The organism is Oerskovia sp. Root22 (assembly GCF_001429135.1).
Classification (GTDB): domain Bacteria; phylum Actinomycetota; class Actinomycetes; order Actinomycetales; family Cellulomonadaceae; genus Oerskovia; species Oerskovia enterophila.
On the sequence record NZ_LMIL01000001.1, the window covers coordinates 801,193 to 821,643 of the forward strand.

At 66.0% G+C, this 20,451-nt stretch carries 22 protein-coding genes; 7 read left to right on the top strand and 15 right to left on the bottom strand.

The window, feature by feature from the left end; genetic code table 11:
* Positions 1–697: 697 nt before the first annotated feature.
* The 9 genes from ASE15_RS03385 to ASE15_RS03415 all read right to left on the bottom strand — a co-directional run bounded on the left by ASE15_RS03385 (position 698) and on the right by ASE15_RS03415 (position 7,873).
* Complete coding sequence (locus ASE15_RS03385) at positions 698–2,044, bottom strand: MFS transporter (RefSeq protein ID WP_235534109.1); 1,347 nt, start codon at positions 2,042–2,044, stop codon at positions 698–700.
* Between the two features lie 32 nt (positions 2,045–2,076).
* A complete protein-coding gene (locus ASE15_RS03390) occupies positions 2,077–2,532 on the bottom strand; it encodes an RpiB/LacA/LacB family sugar-phosphate isomerase (protein WP_056761258.1) in 456 nt (151 codons plus the stop codon).
* Between the two features lie 12 nt (positions 2,533–2,544).
* Positions 2,545–3,534, bottom strand: a complete 990-nt coding sequence (locus ASE15_RS20225) for a ribokinase (RefSeq protein ID WP_082618152.1) — start codon at positions 3,532–3,534, stop codon at positions 2,545–2,547.
* Positions 3,531–4,520, bottom strand: coding sequence for a LacI family DNA-binding transcriptional regulator (locus ASE15_RS03400; protein WP_235534116.1), 990 nt, complete (start codon positions 4,518–4,520; stop codon positions 3,531–3,533). Before ASE15_RS03400 ends, ASE15_RS20225 begins: the two co-directional genes overlap by 4 nt.
* A 420-nt stretch (positions 4,521–4,940) precedes the next feature.
* The gene (locus ASE15_RS21035) at positions 4,941–5,492 is read right to left on the bottom strand and encodes a hypothetical protein (protein ID WP_056761267.1); all 552 of its coding nucleotides are present in this window, start codon (positions 5,490–5,492) and stop codon (positions 4,941–4,943) included.
* Positions 5,493–5,508: 16 nt separating this feature from the next.
* Entirely contained in the window at positions 5,509–6,321 is an 813-nt protein-coding gene (locus tag ASE15_RS03410) for a ParB/RepB/Spo0J family partition protein (RefSeq protein WP_082618154.1), read from the bottom strand.
* A gap of 469 nt (positions 6,322–6,790) precedes the next feature.
* Positions 6,791–7,267, bottom strand: coding sequence for a hypothetical protein (locus ASE15_RS21130; protein WP_200960499.1), 477 nt, complete (start codon positions 7,265–7,267; stop codon positions 6,791–6,793).
* A gap of 4 nt (positions 7,268–7,271) precedes the next feature.
* Positions 7,272–7,424, bottom strand: a complete 153-nt coding sequence (locus tag ASE15_RS20710) for a hypothetical protein (RefSeq protein WP_157277115.1) — start codon at positions 7,422–7,424, stop codon at positions 7,272–7,274.
* A gap of 101 nt (positions 7,425–7,525) precedes the next feature.
* Positions 7,526–7,873 (bottom strand): ParA family protein, encoded by a 348-nt coding sequence (locus ASE15_RS03415; RefSeq protein WP_157277116.1) that lies wholly within the window; start codon positions 7,871–7,873, stop codon positions 7,526–7,528.
* 56 nt (positions 7,874–7,929) lie between these two features.
* Between ASE15_RS03415 and ASE15_RS03420 the strand changes: the two genes are divergently transcribed.
* Positions 7,930–8,472: a hypothetical protein gene (locus ASE15_RS03420; RefSeq protein WP_157277117.1), complete on the top strand. Its 543-nt coding sequence runs from the start codon at positions 7,930–7,932 to the stop codon at positions 8,470–8,472.
* A gap of 103 nt (positions 8,473–8,575) precedes the next feature.
* Here the strand turns inward: ASE15_RS03420 and ASE15_RS03425 are convergent, their stop codons facing one another.
* Genes ASE15_RS03425 through ASE15_RS21415 form a run of 3 tightly spaced genes read right to left on the bottom strand, consistent with a single transcriptional unit; the run spans position 8,576 to position 10,117 of the window.
* On the bottom strand, positions 8,576–9,163 hold the full coding sequence (locus tag ASE15_RS03425) for a recombinase family protein (protein WP_056761279.1): 588 nt from the start codon (positions 9,161–9,163) through the stop codon (positions 8,576–8,578).
* Positions 9,160–9,927: a Fic family protein gene (locus tag ASE15_RS03430; protein WP_200960500.1), complete on the bottom strand. Its 768-nt coding sequence runs from the start codon at positions 9,925–9,927 to the stop codon at positions 9,160–9,162. The genes ASE15_RS03425 and ASE15_RS03430 overlap by 4 nt, the downstream gene beginning before the upstream one ends.
* Positions 9,920–10,117, bottom strand: coding sequence for an antitoxin VbhA family protein (locus tag ASE15_RS21415; protein ID WP_056761283.1), 198 nt, complete (start codon positions 10,115–10,117; stop codon positions 9,920–9,922). Before ASE15_RS21415 ends, ASE15_RS03430 begins: the two co-directional genes overlap by 8 nt.
* Before the next feature lie 385 nt (positions 10,118–10,502).
* Between ASE15_RS21415 and ASE15_RS03440 the strand changes: the two genes are divergently transcribed.
* Positions 10,503–10,703: a BldC family transcriptional regulator gene (locus tag ASE15_RS03440; RefSeq protein ID WP_056761535.1), complete on the top strand. Its 201-nt coding sequence runs from the start codon at positions 10,503–10,505 to the stop codon at positions 10,701–10,703.
* Positions 10,704–11,488: 785 nt separating this feature from the next.
* Entirely contained in the window at positions 11,489–12,640 is a 1,152-nt protein-coding gene (locus ASE15_RS03445) for a DUF4434 domain-containing protein (RefSeq protein ID WP_157277118.1), read from the top strand.
* 125 nt (positions 12,641–12,765) lie between these two features.
* Here the strand turns inward: ASE15_RS03445 and ASE15_RS20715 are convergent, their stop codons facing one another.
* Both ASE15_RS20715 and ASE15_RS03450 read right to left on the bottom strand, forming a co-directional pair.
* Complete coding sequence (locus tag ASE15_RS20715; protein WP_157277119.1) at positions 12,766–12,906, bottom strand: hypothetical protein; 141 nt, start codon at positions 12,904–12,906, stop codon at positions 12,766–12,768.
* Between the two features lie 53 nt (positions 12,907–12,959).
* Positions 12,960–14,276 (bottom strand): alpha-glucosidase/alpha-galactosidase, encoded by a 1,317-nt coding sequence (locus ASE15_RS03450; protein ID WP_056761540.1) that lies wholly within the window; start codon positions 14,274–14,276, stop codon positions 12,960–12,962.
* Positions 14,277–14,366: 90 nt separating this feature from the next.
* On the opposite strand from ASE15_RS03450, the gene ASE15_RS03455 reads away from it, so the two are divergent.
* On the top strand, positions 14,367–15,455 hold the full coding sequence (locus tag ASE15_RS03455; RefSeq protein WP_056761291.1) for an amidohydrolase family protein: 1,089 nt from the start codon (positions 14,367–14,369) through the stop codon (positions 15,453–15,455).
* A gap of 60 nt (positions 15,456–15,515) precedes the next feature.
* On the opposite strand, the gene ASE15_RS03460 is transcribed toward ASE15_RS03455, so the two are convergent.
* Positions 15,516–16,697 carry an ROK family transcriptional regulator gene (locus ASE15_RS03460; RefSeq protein WP_056761293.1) on the bottom strand — a complete coding sequence of 394 codons (1,182 nt, stop codon included), beginning with the start codon at positions 16,695–16,697 and terminating at the stop codon, positions 15,516–15,518.
* Positions 16,698–16,848: 151 nt separating this feature from the next.
* Between ASE15_RS03460 and ASE15_RS03465 the strand changes: the two genes are divergently transcribed.
* From ASE15_RS03465 to ASE15_RS03475, 3 genes are all read left to right on the top strand, one after another.
* Positions 16,849–17,802, top strand: a complete 954-nt coding sequence (locus ASE15_RS03465) for a carbohydrate ABC transporter permease (protein WP_082618157.1) — start codon at positions 16,849–16,851, stop codon at positions 17,800–17,802.
* A 98-nt stretch (positions 17,803–17,900) separates the two neighbouring features.
* Positions 17,901–18,752, top strand: a complete 852-nt coding sequence (locus ASE15_RS03470) for a carbohydrate ABC transporter permease (protein WP_056761297.1) — start codon at positions 17,901–17,903, stop codon at positions 18,750–18,752.
* Positions 18,753–18,799: 47 nt separating this feature from the next.
* Positions 18,800–20,131: a sugar ABC transporter substrate-binding protein gene (locus ASE15_RS03475; RefSeq protein WP_056761300.1), complete on the top strand. Its 1,332-nt coding sequence runs from the start codon at positions 18,800–18,802 to the stop codon at positions 20,129–20,131.
* The last annotated feature ends 320 nt before the right edge of the window (positions 20,132–20,451 follow it).

Here is a 20,451-nt window from a genome sequence, read left to right on the forward strand (position 1 = left end):
ACCTCAAGGGTCAGGACCGTGTTCTGGGTGCTGTGTGGGTCGATGAGGGCGACGTCGCGTTCACGGGCGCGGGCGATGATGCGGCGCCGGTCGGCCGGGGCCAGGCGGGCGGCGGGTCCGAGCAGGACCTGGTCGAACCCGTCGACCAACGCGGCCAGAACCTCGGCGGCCGCGGGGTCGGGGTCGGGATGAGCACGAGGCGTTCGAGCTCGAGCCCGGCTTGGGCGGCGGCGAGCATGCCCAGCTCAGGGGCACCGACGATCGCGGTCCCCCCCCCCCCGCCCTGTGGTCGGTTGCGAGCAGGGCGAGCAGGAGCGTGTTCGATTCGCGGATCGAGGTCAGCGCCCCGCGCGGCAGCCTCCCCTGCGGCAACAGGGTGGCGAGCGGTCGGGGCTGGTCGGGCTGGTCGACGCCGATCGGGGCAGCGGTCTCTGTGACGCCGGCTTTGGCTTCGGCGGTGCGCAGGACCGCGCGGGCTAGGGCCAACGCATCGGCATCCACTACACCACCGTTTCGAACACGCGTTCGATCTTAGGGGTGTTTCGTCGTACGCTTCGGGGCATGGGGCCACGCCAACCCCTCACCCCGGGCGCCCTGGTGCCGCCCGGGTTCGAGGGCGCGCGGTGGCCCGCGCCGGTTCCTGTGGTGCCGGTCGCTGTCCTTGCGAGGGTGGCGACCGGCACCAGGGGCGGATTGGTCAGTTCAAGTTCTGGCGTGCTTGCTCTACGAGGGAGTTGACGCGTTCACGCTCGGCACGGCCGAATGTCTCGCGGGTGAGGAGGATCCCGATCAGGCCGATGATCGCTGCGGTCATGTAGAGCAGGGAGGCCCCTGGCCAGCCGAACGCCCCGACGAGTGCGGCGGCGAGTAGCGGGGCGAAGCCGCCCAAGGCGGCCGCGATCTGGTAGCCGAGCGAGGCTCCTGACGTGCGGGTGGCGGTGCGGAACTGCTCGGTAAGGAGCGCGCCTTGGGTTCCGGTGAGTGATGCGTGGATCAGGCCGATCCCGATGATGAACACTGCCACGGCGAGTGCGGGCCTGCCGTCATTGGCCATGAGGTACATCGGGAAGGCGAAGAGGATGGCGGCGATGCAGCCGCCGATGTAGATCGGCCGTCGGCCGATGCGGTCGGTGAGGGTTCCCGCGAGGAAGGTTACGGCGATCGCGGTGATGCTCGCTGCGGTGATGGCACCAAGGGCGACGGGGCGCAGCGCGGGGTCTCGTCCGCTGATGTAGTTGAGCAGGTACGTCGCTGTGGAGTAGTAGGCGAAGGACTCCACGATCCGCAGAGCGATGACCCGCAAGATGCCTCGCCAGTCGTTGCGTAGTGTCGCGACGAAGGGGTTCTTCTCGGTCTTGCCCTGGGCTTGGGCTTCTTTGAACTCCGGGGACTCCGAGAGTCGGGAGCGGACGATCAGGGCGACGATGACGAGAATGGCGCTGAGGAGGAAGGGGGTGCGCCATTTCCAGTCGCCGGGCAAGCCTGCGCTGAGCGCGAACATGCCACTGGCCAAGGCGATGCCAAGCGGATTGCCGGACTGGGGGATGGCGGAGAACATGCCGCGTCGGTGCCATGGGGCGTGCTCGTATGCCATCGTGATCGCTCCGCCCCACTCGGCGCCAAAGGCGAGGCCTTGAATCATGCGGATCGCGACGAGGAGGATCGGGGCGAGCACCCCGGCTGTGGCGTAGGTGGGTAGGAGTCCGATGGCGAAGGTGGCTCCGCCCATGACGATCATGGCCGCCACTAGGACGGGCTTGCGGCCGTACCGGTCGCCGAGATAGCCACCGACCGCACCGCCGAAGGGGCGCATGACGAACCCGACGGCGAGCGTTGCGAAGGACAGCAGTGTCCCCACGAACGGGTCGCTATCGGGGAAGAACACGGCTCCGAAGTACAACGCTGAAGCTGTTCCGTAGGCGATGAAGTCGTAGTTCTCGACGCTCGTTCCGACCGCCGCAGCGATGGCGGTCTTGACACGGTCTGGGGAACCGAGTGGCGACCGCATGACGAGAGTGTTGGGTGGTGCGGTGGGGGTGGACACCGGGATCTCCTTTGATCGGCGAATGGAGTGCGTTATGCGCGGGGGGTGAGGTCGTCAAGGGCGTTGAGCTTGGCGACGCGGCGGCGGGTGTCCTCGTCGTCGTCGAAAATGGCCTCTAGGAACTCGCGGACGATGTCGCGCACCAGCGCGTGGGGTACCAGCCACGCGCCCATCGCGATGGCGTTCGCGTCATCGTGTTCGACGGCTTGGTGGGCGGAGTAGGGCTCGTGGGCCAGGCCGCAGCGAATCCCTGGGATCTTGTTGGCGGCCATGATCGCCCCGGCGCCAGTGCCACACACGAGGATGGCGCGGTCGGCGGTCCCCTCTAGGACTGGGGCACACGTGGCTTGCGTGATGTCCGGGAAATCGACCGGTTCCGTGCTGTGGGTCCCACGGTCAAGGACGGTGTGACCGAGTTCCACGATGGCCTGATGGACGGTGTCCTTCAGTGGGAATCCGGCGTGGTCGGCACCAAGTGCGACTCTCATGGGGTGCTCCGTTCATTGTTGGGGTCCTTCATGTGCGGTGGCTCCGCGGGGCTGGTGCGGTGAGGTGACCTCGAGATAGGTGGGGATGGATGAGGCAGCACCTGGCCGGGTGACTGTGAGGGAAGCTGCGGCAAGGGCGGTGCGCAGGCGATGCTCAAACGGTTCGTGAGCGAGGGCGGCGAGGTATCCGACGAACGTGTCGCCAGCTGCAGTGGTATCGACGGCATCGACCCGCCGAGCCGGCATCGCTCCTGTACTGCCGTCGTGGCAGAAGATCGCGCCCCGGGCGCCGAGGGTGCACACGACGTCGCTGCCTGTACGGTCGGCGACGCCCCGAATCTGCTCGTGCGGTGCCGCGGTGTCCACGCCAAGCAGGGCGGCGATAGCGGCGAGTTCGTGCTCGTTGACGACGAGCAAGTCAACGTTGGGCACCAGCTCGTTGAGGCTGACAGGTGCCGGTGCGGCATTCCAGACCACTGTGGCGCCCGCGGCACGCGCCAGCCGGGCGGCGAGGCGTGAGATGGGCGGCGGGATCTCGTGCTGGAGGACCACTACATCCCCTGGGGATAGGGCCGCGCATCCCTCGCGCACCACGTCGCTGGTGAGGGCGTGGTTGGCACCCGGAATCACGACGATCGTGTTCTCGGCCTCTGCGTCGACGAGGACGATAGCCCGGCCGCTCGCCGTTCCCGGTACACAGGCAAGCCCAGAAGTATCGACACCGTGAGCACGTAGCTCGTCAAGCAGGGGGGTACCGTCAACCCTCCCGACGGCACCCACGATGCGTACCCTCGCACCAGCTCGAGCGGCAGCGACCGCTTGATTTGCACCCTTGCCGCCGAGCGCGCGATCCGTAGCGGTGGCCAGGACGGTGACGCCCGGTTTCGGGAGGGCCGGTACGCGGACCCTCTCATCACCATTGACACTGCCCATCACGACAACATGCGGGCTGCCGTGCTCGATAACGGCGCAGGGCTGGGGCGAGTGGCGGCCGTGGCTCATGCGCCCGGCTCCGCCCGGTCAACGAATGTCACCGGCACACGCTGCGAGGACACCTGGCGACCCTCGATGAGGTCGACGAGGGCCGCGACTCCGCGCCGACCGATCTCCGCAGCGTCGTTCCTGACTGCGGAGATCGGTGGCCAAGCGATCGAGAACCAATCCAGGTCGTCGAAAGCGACCAGATCCACACCGTAGGAGGCATCACCGAGCTCAGCCCGAAGTGCTTGGATCGCTCCAAGAGTCATCAGGCCATCAGCGGCGAAGACCGCCGTGGGCCGGGCCCCGCGGCCAAGGATGCGCCGCATGGCCTCAGCACCCGAACCGACCCGGAAATCGCCCTCGTCGACGAGGGCAGGGTCAAGCGACAGACCAACCTCCGCGCGCCCTGTCAGATAAGACTCGCGCCGCTCAGCCCCGGTAGACAGGGACGCGGGCCCCCCCACGTACGCAACCTCGTGATGACCGCGCGCACGGAGCCAGTCGAGCACGAGCCGCACCCCTGCCGCGCTGTCGGTCGTGATCGACGGGATCGCAACGCCATCAAGCGTGCGATCCACCAGAACCAGAGGAAGGCCCGACGCCCGCAACTTCAGCAACTGCGGCGAGTCGCCCCCCTGGGGCGCGAGCACAAGCCCATCGATGCGTTGCCCCGCGAAGGCCCGCAGATACCCGGCCTCCTGCATCGGGTCCTCATCGGCGTTCGCCAACAGCACCGTGTACCCGCGACCAGCGGCCTCCCTCTCGGCAGCATGAGCAAGCTCAGAGAAGAACGGGTTGCGGATATCGGAGACCAACAGCCCGATGACGTCAGTTCTCGAACGACGAAGAGAACGCGCGGGACCGTGAGCGATGTAGCCCAGCTCGCCGGCCGCAGCGAACACCCGCCGTCGCGAGTCCGCCGAGGTCTTGCTACTACCGCTCAGCACGCGTGAGACCGTGCCGACAGAGAGCCCTGCCCGCGCCGCGACATCCTTGATCGTGGCCACCATCCCACACCTCCGTGGAAACGTTTCTACGGCAGAATATTAGTACTGACCATCTGACATGTCGACCCCTTCCGGAGGCCGTGCACAGGCACCGGTGATGTCGGTGACCCGGCAGCAGGTGGTGACCTGGCGGGTGTGTGCGGGTGGTCGTTTGGGTCCCGTCGTCCACGTGTGTGCGCGCTGAGCCGCGGAGCGTTGGGAGCTCGGGGCGTGCCCAGGTGGGCGAGGGGCAACACGGTGGTGACCACGCGCGCAGGCGGGGGGCCGGGGGACGGCAGTCCCCCGGTGCGCCAGCCGGCCCTCGATGGGCTGGCCGGCGCAGCTAGCGCGCGCAGGTGGGCCGGTGGGCCTGGAGTCCACAGCCTGTTCTCCCCGTTCGGTGCGGGGCCGCAGGTGTGCTGCGGCCCCGCACCATCCCGGCTACTTGGTGTTGGCCACGATCTGCTCGACCTCGGCCAGGTCATACCCCCACTGGGCGAGCATCTGGAAGTACTCGATGGTCAGGGCGTTCGTCCCGCGCCAGGTCTGGGTTCCGGTGCTGTCCTCGATCGCGGCCAGGATCAAGACCAGGGTGATGACCTGCGCGCGAGCCGGACCCGCCTTGGCGGTCAGGGCCGCGAAGTCCGCCCGGGCCGGGCCGAAGGAGCCACTGACCTTCAAGCCGAGCCATTCGGCGGCCAGGGCGTGGCGCTTGTCTGCGGCCTTGGAGAGCATGTAGACGTCGGAGACCAGGAAGCGGGCGATGAACTCCGCGGCGCCCTTCGGGGCGGTCTTACGGGCGGCGAACGCGGCCAACCACTCCCGGCGCACGACCTCAGCCGATCGCCACGCCTTGTTGTTCGCGATGACCTCCCGGCGCGCGGCCCGGGCTTCCTCATCCACCGGCGCCTTCACCGCCACCGGGGCGTCGGGGTCGATGGGGGTCGCGGCCTTGAGGTGGCCGTGGGCCTTGGGGTCGGTGCAGACGAACACCGCGACCGGCTCACCGTCACAGTCGATGTAGGCGCCGTGCCCGGGACACGAGGAGTGCGCGGTGGGGGCCAGGGCGGCCTTCTCCCCCTTGGCCCGCAGCGTCTCCAGGGCGCGGTAGGTGGGCTTGTCCCAGTAACTGCCCGCGCGGGCGATGATCGCCACGCTCGGTCAGTTCCTGGGTGATCGCGGCGACCGCTGCGGCCTCGGTGCGCTGGTCGCGAATCCGCTGAGCGGTGTGCTTGAGGTCCCCCCAAGACTTCCCCGCGTTGCGCGTGAGCGTGTCGGTGGCGTCCTGGTCGTCCTCGAACTCCGCGAACAACGCCGCCTCCCCCAACGTCAGGTCGTACTCCCCCAACGCGGTCGTGGCCGCTGCCGAGCCTGCGACCGTGATCCCGGCCTGCACGGCCTCCTTCGTGGTTCCGCGCTTCTTCGCGATCGCCCCCGCGCTGACCCCCAGGAGGGAGAGTTGCTGGTAGGCGGCGGCGCGGTCGGCGTCGTCCATGTCGCGGCGGTCGTCGTTCTCAGCCATCTGCTCCAGGATGCGCCGGGCCTGGTCCTGGTCCTGGTCCCCGTCCACGATCCGCGCCGGGATCGTCACCAGCCCGGCCTCGATCGCACCCAAGGTCCGGCGCTGACCCGCCCGCACAACCAGCCCCTGATCGGTGCGCTGGACCAGGACCGGCATCAGCACCCCGTGCTCCCGCAGCGACGCGATGAACTGCGCATCCAGGTTCACCTGCGCGCGGACGTTCGCCTCGATCAGCAGCGTGCGCGGGTCAAGATCCGCAAACAGCCCCGACACAACAGCAACCTCAACAGTGGCACTCATGAGTGGTTCCCTTCCGCACAGGAGGTGAGTGGTCTAGGTGGTCCCGGACCCTGGCGCCGTAATCACCGCCCGTACAAGCGGCCCGGAGTGCAACCGGCCGGGCCCGGAACGGCGGGGCTCGTGGCGCGAGCTCAGGGAGCGCAGCGACCGGAGCGCCACGAGTTTCGACGGGCCGGGACGCTCAGCGAGGCCGGTAGCGCGCAGGGTCGCGCGGGCGATGATGGAGAGCCAGGAGGGGAAGAAAACCCCGCGCGCAGCGCGACAACACCCGGCCACACCGTGGCCACCAACACCCGCGACGCAGTCGCGGGCACAGGGTGCGGGCCCGCCCCGCCCCGAACACCGCTCGGCACAAACAACGCCCTCGCGTCGAGGACCCCAGACCAACCGCCGCCAAAGCTGGGCCGGTCCAGCGAGCCCATCACCTCAGTGACGGCTCCAATGGTCGCTCTCTCGTCTTCGAACTGAGTCATTGAGGGGCGCCGGCGTCCGCGCTCCGTCGGGGTGGGCGGCCGCCGGTGGACAGACCTACAGACTTACGGAGCTCTGCTTCCGTTGAGCCGGCGAGGTCGTTGGCTCGCGTGAGCAAGAGGTCGATCGCAATGCGGATCAGGGTGTTCTCGGTCAGGCGTTCGCCGCGGCCTTGGCGGTTCTTGTTGAGACGGCGACGGATCTCGGTGAGGTCGTCGAGCTGGCCGAAGCGAAGTCGTGTTTCTTTCCGCTCGAGGGCGAGGTAGTTGGGCTGCCTCCCACTGTTCGCGGGTGGAGTGGTGACTGGTGCGGGAGCAGGGACAGGGGTGGCCTCATGTGAGGCTGGTGGCGGTTCAGGCGCAGTCACCATGGCCGGGGTCGGCGGCGAGGTGATCGGTTCGTTGATCTCAGCGGTCTCGTGGGGTGCCTGCGTGGACGCGCCGTCCAAGAGTGAGGTCAGTGACATCTTTGCCATGTCGCTAGTTCACCGCCGTAAGTTGGGGGGCGTTCGCCCAGATCGCCATCAGTTCGAGGGTGACGCGTCGGTAGTCGTCGATCGCCTTGAGGTCGGCACGTGAGGTCGCCTTGTACTGGGTGATGACTTCACCGCGCAGCGGTGCCTTCTTGTGCATGTCGTAGTCCCGGACACCGTGTGCGAATCGCTTGAGGCCTGCCCCGTCGATGAGTTGCTGGGCGTCGAGTGTTGCGCTGGGTGATCGAGGGTCCAGCTTGTTCAGCAGGACCCGGTAGTCCTTGCCGCTGGGAGGACGAGGGACTGGATGGTCTTGATGAGCGGAGGGAAGGCAAGGGCTTCGGACTCGGTGGGCAGCACGACGAAGTCGGCGGCCTCGAAGAGGACGGACAGGACGTCGCCTGACTCGAGGGATCCAGGGGTGTCGACGATGATCAGGTCATAGGGCAGCTCGCGCATGCGGGACAGGTTGCGGGGGTCGGTCTCTGCAGCGAAGTCGAACGGAAGCCCCTCCCCTGCGCGCTCGGCCCACCACGATGAGGAGCCTTGGGGGTCGTTGTCGACCACCAGGCATCGGGAGTTTTCTGAGAGCACTGCGGCGAGGGACATCGCAACACAGCCTGGACCCTTCCGCCGACGGAGGTCGGAGGCCTTACGATGCCGCAGTGTCGACAAGGAGCATGGGCCGGAAGCTAGGCCGCGACAAGGGGAGCGGAAAGATCAAGCAGCGTGACCTCTGGGTCGCTCTTGCCAGTGTCGTGGCAACTCTCCTGCTCACCGCGGGCTATGACCAGTGGCGCACTCATACAGACCGGCCTGTGCTCACCCTCGTTCCCATCACGGCGTCGCCGCTGATTCTCGGAGAAGACGGCCCCTACGGCGTGATGGGATACATGATTCGGAACTCCGGGCGAACATCAGCGCAGGTCAGCTCAGTCTCACTTGAGGCGGCCCCGGACCCCGATCAGAGCAGGAGCTGCTGGGAAGGAGACGGGGTCGTGCCAGCGCAAGGCATTCTGTCGCTGGTGATCACAACGCCGGGATACGAGTCTGGTGGATCCCTCAGCTACCTCGATCTGGCGATCAACGGAACCGTCATTCGGCTCGAGACAACTCCAGCGACGACGGCGGCCGACGAGATGGACTATCAGCAGCGCCGCGCGGAGTTCAACGAACTTGCTTCCCAATGCGATCCGTACCAGTTCTAGTGCCTTTCCGTCGCCCGAGATGCGTCCAGCCGGGACTCCGGCCGCCATGTGCCGAGAACTCGGGACGTGGAAGCTCCTGGACGAACGGCTCCAAGCAGTTCCACTAGCTGGCCACCTGAGAGTCTTCGGAACCGGCCTTGGCTAGGGCGCGGGAGACGGAGGATGCGCCGACGCCGAGGACCCCTGCGATGTGTGCGAGGGAGTGCCCGCCGGCGCGCATGCGTGCTGCCTCGGCGGTGCGTTCGGGTGTCATGACCGTGGGGCGTCCCCCGACCCGGCCTTGGGCCCGGGCCGCGTCCAGGCCGGCGCGGGTGTTCTGCCGGATGGTGTCCACGCGTAGCTGTGCGAAGACCGCCACGATCCCGAACAGGGCACGGCCCATCGGGGTGGTGGTATCGACGTCGGGCTCGGTCAACGACTTGATGTTGACGCCTCGGTCGTGCAGGGCAGTGATGACTTCGATCGCGGTTGACGTCGTGCCGGCCAACCGGTCTAGGCGCCACACCAACAGGGTGTCGCCCTCACGCAGGTAGTCCCAGCACGCCCCCCACGCGGGGCGGTCCGTGCGCCGGCTGGACTCTCCGTGGTCGACGAAGACCCGCACCGCGCCCGCATCCTTCAGCGCGGCCTCTTGAGCCTGGGGGGTCTGCTCCCGGGTGGAGACTCGCGCGTACCCGATGACCGTACTCATCGCTCGACCTCGCGCCTCTGGGTGCGGACGTGCGCGTGGGCAGGCGGCGTGCTCGACGCATCGAGGTCCGGCGCGGTCGGCCCGGTGGCCACGGCCTCACGGGCCGGGGCCGGGAACGCCAGACGGGCGATTCGTGCCGCGCGCTCACCAGCAGTCTCAGGGTCGTCCACGAGCGGGGTGACCATGGCGGCGAACATCTGCTTCAGCGGCTTAAAGTCCTGCTGGTCGGAGGCCGCTCGCGATGCCAGGTCGTTGACCTCTCCACGCACGTCTTCCCAGTCCAACGTCCAACCTGCACCGCGAGCAACACGGTCCCAGAAGACTCGCTGTACCCGACCATTACCCTCCCGGAACGGGTGGACGTAGTTCACCTGGTCGTAGTGATAGGCGAGGCGGTCGACGAACTGTTTACGGCCAAGACCGCGAAGCCCGCTCTCCTGCGCGAGCTCACCGGCCGCATAGCCAGCGGCACGCTCGATCATCGAGAACGGCAGGAAGTACTGTGCGCCCTCAACGTTCTTGCGGATGTCGACCGTGCGTAGCTGACCCGCCCACTCATAGACATCCTGGAACAGGTGCTTGTGGATCGCACGCAACTCACGCAGGTCGCCCGTCGCAGCCACCGGCTGCTCCATGAGCGGCACCAGGCGCGTGAAGACCAGGTCCCCCTCGACCTTGTCCAACTCTTCCTTGGTCCGCGCGCCGACAAGGTTGCGCAGCAGCCCTGTCTGCGGGTCGAGGTAGGGATCGACGAACTCAGTCAAGGCCGTAGCGAGCCCGAGCGCGCGCAACAAGTTCGTCAGACGTGATCCGCCCAGCCACGTACTCGTCGGCATCGCGGCGCGTGGCCGGCGTCACCTTCAGACCTTCCATCTCGCCACTGTGCACCGCCGCACGCACGCGGCGCTCACGCTCCTTGACACCCTTGATCTCAGCAGCGCTCAACTTGGCCACGACACCCTCCTCGATATGGACCCATTCTACCCGATCAACCAAAAACGATCCATAGGCGGTTTCGGTCCACTTTGGTTTCGGTGACTAGTTTCGGTTGATCCAGGCTCGGCGTGTCGCGCCACTTGAGGCAGACGCCCGGCCCTCACCCAGTGGCAACGGAGGTTGCGCAGCCCGCCCGAGATGGTGAGATACTGATATGGCCACGGGGCGCCTCGCGTGCACCCGGGAGCTGGCTCAAGAAGCGGCCCTCCTTCAGGGCACCGCCCACCACCAGCTGGCGGCACGGGTCTCGCCCCGGGGACCGACCCCCTGAGCCCCGGGGCGAGACCACCCGCCATACCCTCGCCGCGGCTCCATGCTGCACGGCCCCGACTCGGAGGACCCGATGCTCCAGGCCCACCGCGCCCTATTGACCGCCGGTGAGGTGGCCCAGATCTTCCGCGTCGGTCCCCAGACCGTCCGACGCTGGGCCCAGGCCGGCAAACTCTCCACACTCCGCACCCTCGGCGGACACCGCCGCTACTACCGCCACGAGATCGAAGCACTCCTCCGCGACGAGAGCACCGACCACGACCCCCACCCATGAGGGGGCACCCGCCACAGCCCGACCTGCCACGGCGGGCCGTGCGGGTGATCATGAAGCCATGAGCACGCCAACCTTCGCCGATGTGTGGTTGCTGCTGAACACTGCCGCCCGCACCCACCCGGCAGAGCTCGGCGACACCCAAGACGAAATCCTGACCATCTCCACAGCAGACCGACAGACGAGACCCACATCCCGCTGTTCACCGACCTCCAGACCGAACGGCCGAACGTCTACCGCATCGCCCTCGACCGCAAGGAACAGCCCGACACCGCCCCGTCCTGCACGCTGCGCGTGGCCCACCGACCGTGCTCTACGTGGTCAGGTCCGGAATCGTGGGCGGGGTGCCGTGATAGGCGGCGGGCGCGAAGGGTCGGGCTACCGGGCTGTGGGCATGTAATGGAAGGCATCGCTGAGGGTCGGCCAGAGTTGCTTATGCTGAATGGTGATAACGGTGGCCGCTACCGCGAGGTAGATCCCAGACGAGATGAACCTGCCCGTGGTGAAGGGGGAAAAGTGCACGGCGAACAGCGCAAGCAGGACCCATACGGACCAGCGGTGGCAGCGCAGGTATCCAGCGGGTGAAACTTCTCCTGACCTGGCGCTCGTCGGCCGATCCGATGAGATTCTGGTGGGGCCCCGGGTGTTCGCGCATACCTAGCAACTGGCGCAAGAAGCGGCCCGCCCAAGAGGAGCGGTCGTCGACGAGTTGAGTCCAGGATCATAGTCCGGTTCGCGGCGATCTCGCACGTTGGCCCGGAAGTAGAACACCACGCTAGGGAGGCGTTATGACGATGAAGGCCCACCCTCTTGCTCGCACTGGACGTCCCGCCCATCGTTTACGAGATGCGTCGCTTCTGGCTCTCGCAGCCCCGCTCTCCAGTGCTGCCGCGCTGCCAGAAGGAACGGCGCACCACGTCGGTGGCGGCGATATGGGGAGCCTTCAAGAACGGGTTTCCGACGTTGCAGTCGCTACGACGAGTCCGCTGAATGTCTGTCGTGTGAATCCTGGGTTCACGCACAGCTTCATAGATCCGTACTGGTTCTCCGGCAAGAGCCCTGAGCAGGTGGACTTCATGCTCGAAGCTGGCGAGGAGGTCGGGATCACAAGTGTCATAATGCAGTGGAGCGCTTTCCGCGGTGCTACTGGTACTGTCGCCGCCTACTCCGCAAGCCCTCGCCTCGGCTTCGGGACCTTCAACGATGCGGTTCCAACACTGGTCAAGGCAATCGAACGCAGGCCTCTGGACTTGTGGATGGGTCTCCTGGTAGCTCCAGGCATCTTCTCGACCACGGCATCGCTAACCGACGACACGCTCCTCAACGAACTTGCGCACGACACGATGCTCCTTGCAGACGATCTCTACGAGAAGTTCGGGACAGCAATTGACGGATGGCACCTACCGATCGAACCAAACTACAAGACGATCACGAGCCCAGACATCGCGGCGCGACAAGGCCAATGGATCAGGATGATCACAGATCACCTCCACCAGCACTATCCGACGATCTCTGTCATGTCCTCGCCGTCAATGCCGACAGCCATCACCGCTAAGAAGAGCCCGTCGACGTTCGTTCGTGAGTTCGAGCCTGTCATGCGTGAAGCAGGGATTGACGTATGGAACTTTCAAGACGGATACAAGATGACGGCGTGGTCACCTTCAACCGTCGCCGGAGCACTGCGCCAGGCGAAGGCCCAAGCCGCCCGCTACGATGCCGATGTATGGGCGGTGATGTATACACCAGGGCCCGGTGCCGACGGGGACGCGCCGATCACGCCTACTCGGATGCAGGAATACATGAAAGCCATTGATGGTGTTGGAATACGCCTCTCGCAATACATGTTTACGTCATATCTCAATCCTGATCCGACGCTGCAACACGGCACCGTGCGTGCAGAGAACTACAAAACCTACGCGGCGTACTGCCACGGGGACTGAGGACCGGGCAGTACTTCACATTTGAGCTCACCAAGTCCCCCACAAGGCGAGCACTACAGGTCCAGCTGTGGCCACTACCCGACGGCGGGGGTTCTCGCTCGTGCCGGCGGCGACGAACCGGCTCCTCAGAGCGAGGCGCCCCAGCGGTAGCCCACGTAGGCGAGGGCGACGCACACGACGAGGATGCCGATCGAGTATGCGAACGCCGTCCCGTAGCGCTTCTGCGTGATGAGCTGGACGGCCTCGTAGCTCGCGGTGCTGAACATCGGGGGATCGCGCGCCGACGCCTCGCGCGCAACCGGGCAACCCACGCTTCGACTCAGATGTTGTCGACGGGGACCTGTCGTCGGAGCGCCGGTGGGAGCAGGTCACCGTGGGCGGTGACGAGGTCGTTGCACACGGCCCAGATCTGCTCGGGCGTTAGCGTCGAGGACGTGTTGGGGTCGACCAGCGCGGCTTGACGGATGAGCAGGGGGTCGCCACGGCGTGCCGCTTCGATCGTCAGGCTGGCAACCGACGCGTATGGCTGGTTCACCGCCGCGCACTGCGGTGGCAGGGAGCCCATCGCTATGGGTTGCAGCCCGGACCCGTCGACGATCGCGGGAACCTCGACAACCGCCCCCTGGGGCAGGTTGTCGATGAGGCCGACATTGGGCACGTTGACGTGAACTTCCCGCCGGGTGCCGGTGATGAGGGAATGGATGATCAAAGGCGCGTACTCACTCGCACCCTCCTGGAGCAGGAAGTTCTCACCCGCCGCGAGGATACGCCGGGTCTCGTCCAGCTGGGCGAGGTTGGCACGGCTGATGTCGGCATACTCCAGGGGGGTGAGACGGTAGCGGGAGATCTGGTCCGCCGATCGCAGGAACCACGACAGATACTCCGACGAGTGCTCACTGGTCTCCGTAGGGTAGTAGCCGACACGGCGGAAGATCTCCACACGGACGCGTCGCTCCAACTCAGGATCGCGAGCGATCACCTCCCGCAGGCGCGGGTAGAGGCTCTCGCCTCGGTGAGTCCACTCCAGGAGCCATGACTGGTGGTTGATCCCAGCGGCGCGGAACTGGGTCTCCTCGACGGGTACGCCCACGAGCGCAGCCAGATCATGCGCCGTCCAATACACGCTGTGACACAAGCCGGCGACCTTGATATCGGGGGCGACGACGGAAGCCCACCACACGTTCATGGCCATGGGGTTGGTGTAGTTGAGCAGCCATGCGGCAGGGCAAAGCTCGCGCATGTCCTCAGTCAGCGCCTCGAGCACGGGAAACGTACGCAAGGCGCGGAAGATCCCTCCCACACCGGTCGTGTCACCGATCGTCTGAAGCAAGCCATGCCGGGCCGGGATGTTCAGGTCACGCAGTGTGGCCTCTACTCCCCCAACCTGGACCATGTTGACGACGAAGTCCGCCCCTGCCAGGGCCTCACGCCGGTCAGTTGTGGCGCTGACCTCAGCGGTGGCACCGAGTTGCTCCGCAATGCGCTGCGCTGACGCCGAGGCCATGGAGAGGCGCTCGACATCGATGTCGTGCAGGGCCAGGTGGACACCCGCTAGTTCTGGGAATCGCAGGATGTCGCTCACAAGCTGGCGGGTGAAGACGACGCTTCCTGCTCCGATGAAGGCGATGCGAACCATGATCTGATCCTGGCGCATCTCGACTCGGCATGCAAGACTCTGCCTGAAACAAGATGTTTTCTCTCAGAATCACGCACGGAGGTGGGAGCAGTGTCGCTCGCGGACGCCCTGGGGGTTAGCCCCAACGTGGTCCCGGTGCCTGATCTAGGCTTAGCCGACTGGGCTCCGCGGTCGCAGTTACGCCTCGAGAAGACCCTGGTAGCCCGCGCTGGCATCCCGGCAGTAGACGTCCACAACCATCTTGGCCGCTGGCTGACAGATGACTGGTGCGCCCCTGACGTGGGCGCCCTCCTCGCCCTGATGGACGAGACCAACCTGATGACGATGGTGAATCTCGACGGGCTGTGGGGCGAGAGGTTGGAAGCCAACCTTGAACGCTACGACCGAGCCCACCCCGAGCGCTTTGTGACCTTTTGCCAGATTGATTGGCCCTTGCTGGCTGAGTCCGATGGCGTCCGTCGGCTCACGGGCCAGCTCCGCGAGTCGGCGAGCCGAGGGGCTCAAGGGGTGAAGGTCTGGAAGAACCTCGGCCTCGCAGTCCGTGATGCCAAGGGGTCGCTCGTGCTGCCGGATGATTCCAGGGTGGTCGAGATCCTTGCCGTAGCGGGCGAGCTTGGGCTCCCAGTGCTCATCCATGTGGCAGACCCCGTGGCATTCTTTGAGCCGCTCGATGCCCGCAACGAGCGGTTCGACGAGTTGGCGGGTCAGCCAACGTGGTCCTTCGCAGACCGGTCGGTCTACCCCTCCTTCTTCCGACTGCTCGAAGCTCTGGAGTCGCTCGTACGCGCCACTCCGGGCACGACCTACATCGGCGCCCACGTCGGATGCGTGGCCGAGGACCTCGCTCATGTCTCGCGCCTGTTGAGAGAACTGCCCAACTTTGTGGTGGACATCGCCGGACGGCTGGCTGAGCTAGGGCGGCAACCGAGACGCTTTCGTCAACTGCTCACCGAGTTCCCCGACCGTGTGCTGTTTGGGACGGACGTCTTCCCACTCGAGCGAGGCGGACTGGAGACCTACTTCCGTTTCCTGGAAACGGGTGACGAGAGCTTCGAGTATGCCCCTGGCGCGCTCGTGCCACCGCAAGGTCGGTGGGCCATCTCGGGCGCCGACCTGCCCAAGGAACTCTTGACTGCCCTGTACAGCTCCAACGCGCGCCGCATCCTAGGCCTCAGTTAGTGAGTCAGGCCCGGGCCTTCGACCACCCCAGCCACCTGCATGGATGCGGCTCGCTCCGCCTCAGCCCAGCATCGGTTCGGCCTTAGCTCCGCTGACACCTTGGGGATGCGCGGGCCTGACGCCGCCGGTCAGGTGCGTCACAACGATCTGGTCCATGGCGAGTTTGATGGCCCCGCGCGCGACGTGGTCGCTCCCCAGCGTCGAGACGCGAACCTCAGGCATCCGGATGACGCTCCGTCCGACCATGGCGGAGAACTCTGGCACCCAAAGCTCCGACCAAGGCGTGTTGCCACCTCCCAGCACCACAACCTCCGGGTCAAGGGTCAACACCAGGGCGGAGGCTCCCGTGGCCACCGCTCGGGCGTACTGGCGCACCAACCTGCGTGCGTCGGCGTCGCCACGGCGTGCCAGGTCAAAAGTCGCCGCCGCGGCAGCTGCGTCGTCAGCGGCGTCGGCGACGACCCGATCACCCTGCAGGATGCCGATGGCCTTGTGCCAGCGGACCACAGGAAGTCGACCGATCTCGCCGGCAGCACCAGCATGTCCCTTGACGAGGTCGCCGTTCACGAAAGCGGCAGCTCCTGTACGCAGGCCGGCGAGGATGTAGACGATGTCGCGCGCGCTCTTGGCCACCCCCCACTCGTGTTCAGCGAGCAACGCGAGCTTGACGTCGTTCTCCACCAGGATCGGACAGTCGAAGGTCGCCCCCAGATGAGCCACCAGGTCGACGTCGGTCCAGGCGGGCAGCGGGCTGAAAAGTGAGGTGCGCCCTGCGGCATCGACCGGCCCTGTGACAGCCGCCCCAACCGACCACACCTCCTTGGCCGAGCGGCCGTGCTCAGCGAGAACCTCGGCGATGGTCCGGTCGACAACAGCCAGTCGCTCAGGAGGTAGCAGGTCTGGAGCGACCGCAACCTCACGCTCCTGAAGCACCGTCCCGGACAGGTCCGTCAGCAGCGCCGTAGCCCGGTGCACGCCGATGTCCAGGCCCAGCAGCAACCCTGCACCGCTGCGGAACGCGAAACGCTGTGGGGGACGACCTCCCTGGCCGTCGAGTACCGGCTCAATGACCTCTACCCAGCCGAGGCCTATCAACTCAGTCATCAGAGAGTTGACGCTCGGGCGCGAAAGCCCGGTGACCTGTGTGAGCTGCGTGGTGGTCGACGGACCGTTTGACCGGATCGCGCTCAGCGTCCGCTCAAGGTTGTAACCCCGAACCTGGATGGTCCCTACCTGTTCCACAGCACTCCTCTGCCCTCGTGGACTACCTGTACCACACCACGCGCACGATCCGCGCGCGATGATTAGCAAGCCGCTTGACATGATTCTAGTAACTACCTAGCATAACTGTCGCGCCTAGTACGCGGGCAACGATCAGCCCAGGAGGTTCTCAGTGACGAGACTGCTCGAGAGGTCGACCGACTCCGGTCAACCCCATGACGGCCCGGCCGGCCCTGTCGCGCCACGCCCGAGGCGCCACTGGCGCCGTCGCGAGGGCTGGGTGGCGGCTCTTCTTCTCTTGCCTGCGCTGTTCGGCTTCGCGGTGTTTTGGATCTACCCAACGATCCGTGGAACGTTCTACTCGCTGACGGACTTCAACCTGTTGAGTGATCCGGAGGTCGTTGGCCTGGAGAACTTTCGGCAGTTGGCCTCCGATCCGCAGGTATGGAGTTCGCTGCGGATCACCGCGGTCTTCGCGGTGGCAAACATCATTCTGGTGATGGTCCTGGCACTTGTCCTGGCCGCTCTGATGCAGCGCCTGCACCTGAAGACGTGGATGCGCTCGGTGCTGCTTCTTCCTTGGCTCGTGCCGAACGTCGCGATCGCCCTGATCTGGGGCTGGCTGCTGGACGCGAATGTCGGGTACCTCAAGAATCTGCTCGACTCGCTCGGCGTCCACGGCGTCACGTTCTACAACCCGAGCGCGGCACTGTGGATCATCGTGGCGATCTCGGTCTGGTCCGGTCTGGGCTACACAGCGCTCTTGCTGTATGCCGGAATGCTGCAGGTCCCGGGTGAACTGTACGAGGCCGGCGCGATCGACGGGGCGTCCGAGAGTCGGATGTTCTTCAGGCTGACGCTTCCCCTCATCCGCCCGGTGATCGCGCTGGTGCTGGTCGTCTCGTTCATCGGCTCGTTCCAGGTGTTCGACCTGGTCCAAGTCGGGTATGGAAACAACCCGATCCCCGAGGTGCGGGTCATCTACTACTACATCTACCAGCTGGCGTTCTCGTTCCACCGGATGGGGTACGCCTCCGCGGTCTCGATTCTGCTGGTGGTGATTCTCGGCGCCCTGACCTACGTGCAGCTGCGCATGATGCGCGCCAACCGATCGGATCTCGCATGACTGCCGTCGTCCCTAGTGCCCCTGCAGCAGCATCTGCCAACGTGTCCGCGCGTCGCCGTCCTCCTCTCACGGGTCGGCGATGGGCGCCCGGTCGATTTATGGCCTGGTTCGTGCTTCTGTTCGTGGTTCTCGCCACGGTCTTCCCGTTCTACTGGATGGTGCGGACCTCCTTCACGCCAGCATCGGACCTGATCGGGGACGCGAACCGGTTGTGGCCGTCCGACCCGACCCTCGTGAACTTTCGTCGTGTTCTGGGGTTGACGAGCGTGGAGGAAGCCGTCGCGGCCGGTGGCACCGGTGCGAGCATCGACTTCCTGCGCTACACGATGAACTCGTTCGTGTTCGCCGGGTCGGTGGCGCTCGTGCAGACGCTCTCATGCGCTGCGGCGGCCTACGCGTTCGCTCGGCTGCACTTCCGTGGACGTGAGGCGATCTTCGCGGTGATCCTTGCCGGCCTGATGATTCCTGGGATCTTCACGCTCTTGCCGAACTTTGCGTTGATGCGCGAGCTCGGCTGGCTTAACACGATGCTCGCTCTGGTGGCGCCGTCGCTGCTGGTGAGCCCGTTCGCGATCTTCTTCCTGCGGCAGTTCTTCCTCTCTCTCCCACGCGACGTTGAAGAGGCGGCGATGCTGGATGGCGTGGGCGCCTTGGGCCGGTTCTGGCGGATCGCGCTGCCCATGAGCCGCGGCCCCTTGGCGACGATGATCCTGATCACGTTCGTCGGCATGTGGAAGGAGTACTTGTGGCCACTGGTCGCGGGGAACGCTGAGGGAACGCGAGTCCTGACCGTGGGGCTCGGCGTCTTCCAGCAACAGTCACCCAACACGCGACCGGACTGGACGGGTCTGATGGCTGGCTCAACCCTCTCGGTGATCCCGGTGCTGCTCATTCTCATCTTCCTGGGGCGCCAGCTCGTCCAATCCCTCAACTTCTCCGGCGGAAAGTAGATCCCCGACTCCTGACTCGAACGGCAGTCCGAACGAAAGGAATAGCTATGAAGAAGACCATGGCACTCGTGGCAATCGGGGCCGCATCGGCGCTCGCCCTGAGCGCGTGCTCCTCAGGAAACGGGGGCTCCTCGCAGGGCAGTGCTGTCAGCCTCGACTACTGGATGTGGGATGACCAGCAGGTCCCGCTCTACCAGGCCTGTGCAGCCGCCTTCACCGAGGCGAATCCGAACATCACCGTCAAGATCACCCAGACTGGCTGGAGCCAGTATTGGCAAAATCTCAACACGCAGATCACCGCCGGCACGGCCCCCGACATCTTCGTCAACCAGATTTCCTACTTCCGCGAGTTCGCCGACAACCAGCAGTTGCTGGACATCTCGGAGCAGGTCAACGCCTCTGACATCGACTTCAGCGACTACACGGAAGGGCTCGCTGACCGGTGGACCGAGGGAAGCGCGCGCTACGGGCTGCCCAAGGACTGGGACACCGTCGCACTGCTGTACAACGTCGCCGCGGCCGAGGACGCAGGCTTCACCACGAAGGACATGGCCTCACTCACGTGGAACCCGACCGACGGCGGCACCTTCGGCGAATTCGTCCGCGCTACGAGCATCGATTCGGCAGGCCGCAACGGCCTGGACCCAGCCTTCGACAGCGGCGACGTGGTCCGCTACGGGTACTACCCAGAATGGGCTGACGGTGCTATCGGACAGAACGGGTGGGGGGTCTTCGCACACTCAAACGGTTTCACGTTCGGTGACGGGAAGTCGGCGCCGGACTACGCCGGCCAGTCCCTGGTCGAGACCGCGGTCTGGTTGCAGCAGCTCATCAATGACGGGTACGCACCCCACTTCGACGAGACGTCCACCCTCGGCACCCAGGCCGTGATGGAGAACGAGAACGCCACCTCGACGATCCAGGGCTCTTGGATGGCATCGGCCTACCTCGGCGACTCAGCACCAGTGGACTTCGCGTTCGCTCCGGTGCCGCAGGGCCCGGTGGGCCGTTTCGCCTCCACAAACGGCCTGGCAGACTCGATCTGGGCGGGCACCAAGCACCCAGACGAGGCATACCAGTTCGTGGCGTACCTTGCCTCGGCCGATTGCCAGGACAAGGTCGGCGAGGCGGGCCTGATCTTCCCCGCTCTCAAGTCGGGCACGCAGGTTGCGCTCAAGGCCCGAGAGAAGCTCGGCTACGACTCCACCGCGTTCGTGTCCGTGGCGGAGGCCGGTGAGACGTTCCTGGTACCGGTGATCCAGCGGTCGGCCGAGGTCGGTACGGCGGTGCAAGACGCGATGCAGGCGATCGCCCAAGGCGCCGACCCCAAGGCCACGCTCGCTGCCGCGGCCGCGACCGTGAAGTCCCTCTACAGCTGAGCAACCAGTAGGCGAGCGTCGCTTGCCGCAGATCAGACCGGTGGCAGGAGCAGCGCACCCACCGCTCCTGCCACCGGCGCGTCAAAGGAGACCACATGTCCATCGTCAGTCCGCCCCACCTCCCCTTGAGACTGGAGGGGGGCGCGCTCACCGACGCGCCCGAGTGGGCAACCCCGTGCACCACCGCGGACACTCCCTCCACCACCTTCTTCACGGCCTCACGGGTTGCACTTTTCCATGGTCGACCAGGTGGGGAGGTGTACCGCAATGGGCAAAACTCCTGGTCACCCACAGGATGGCGAGAACTGGCGGCGAAACCC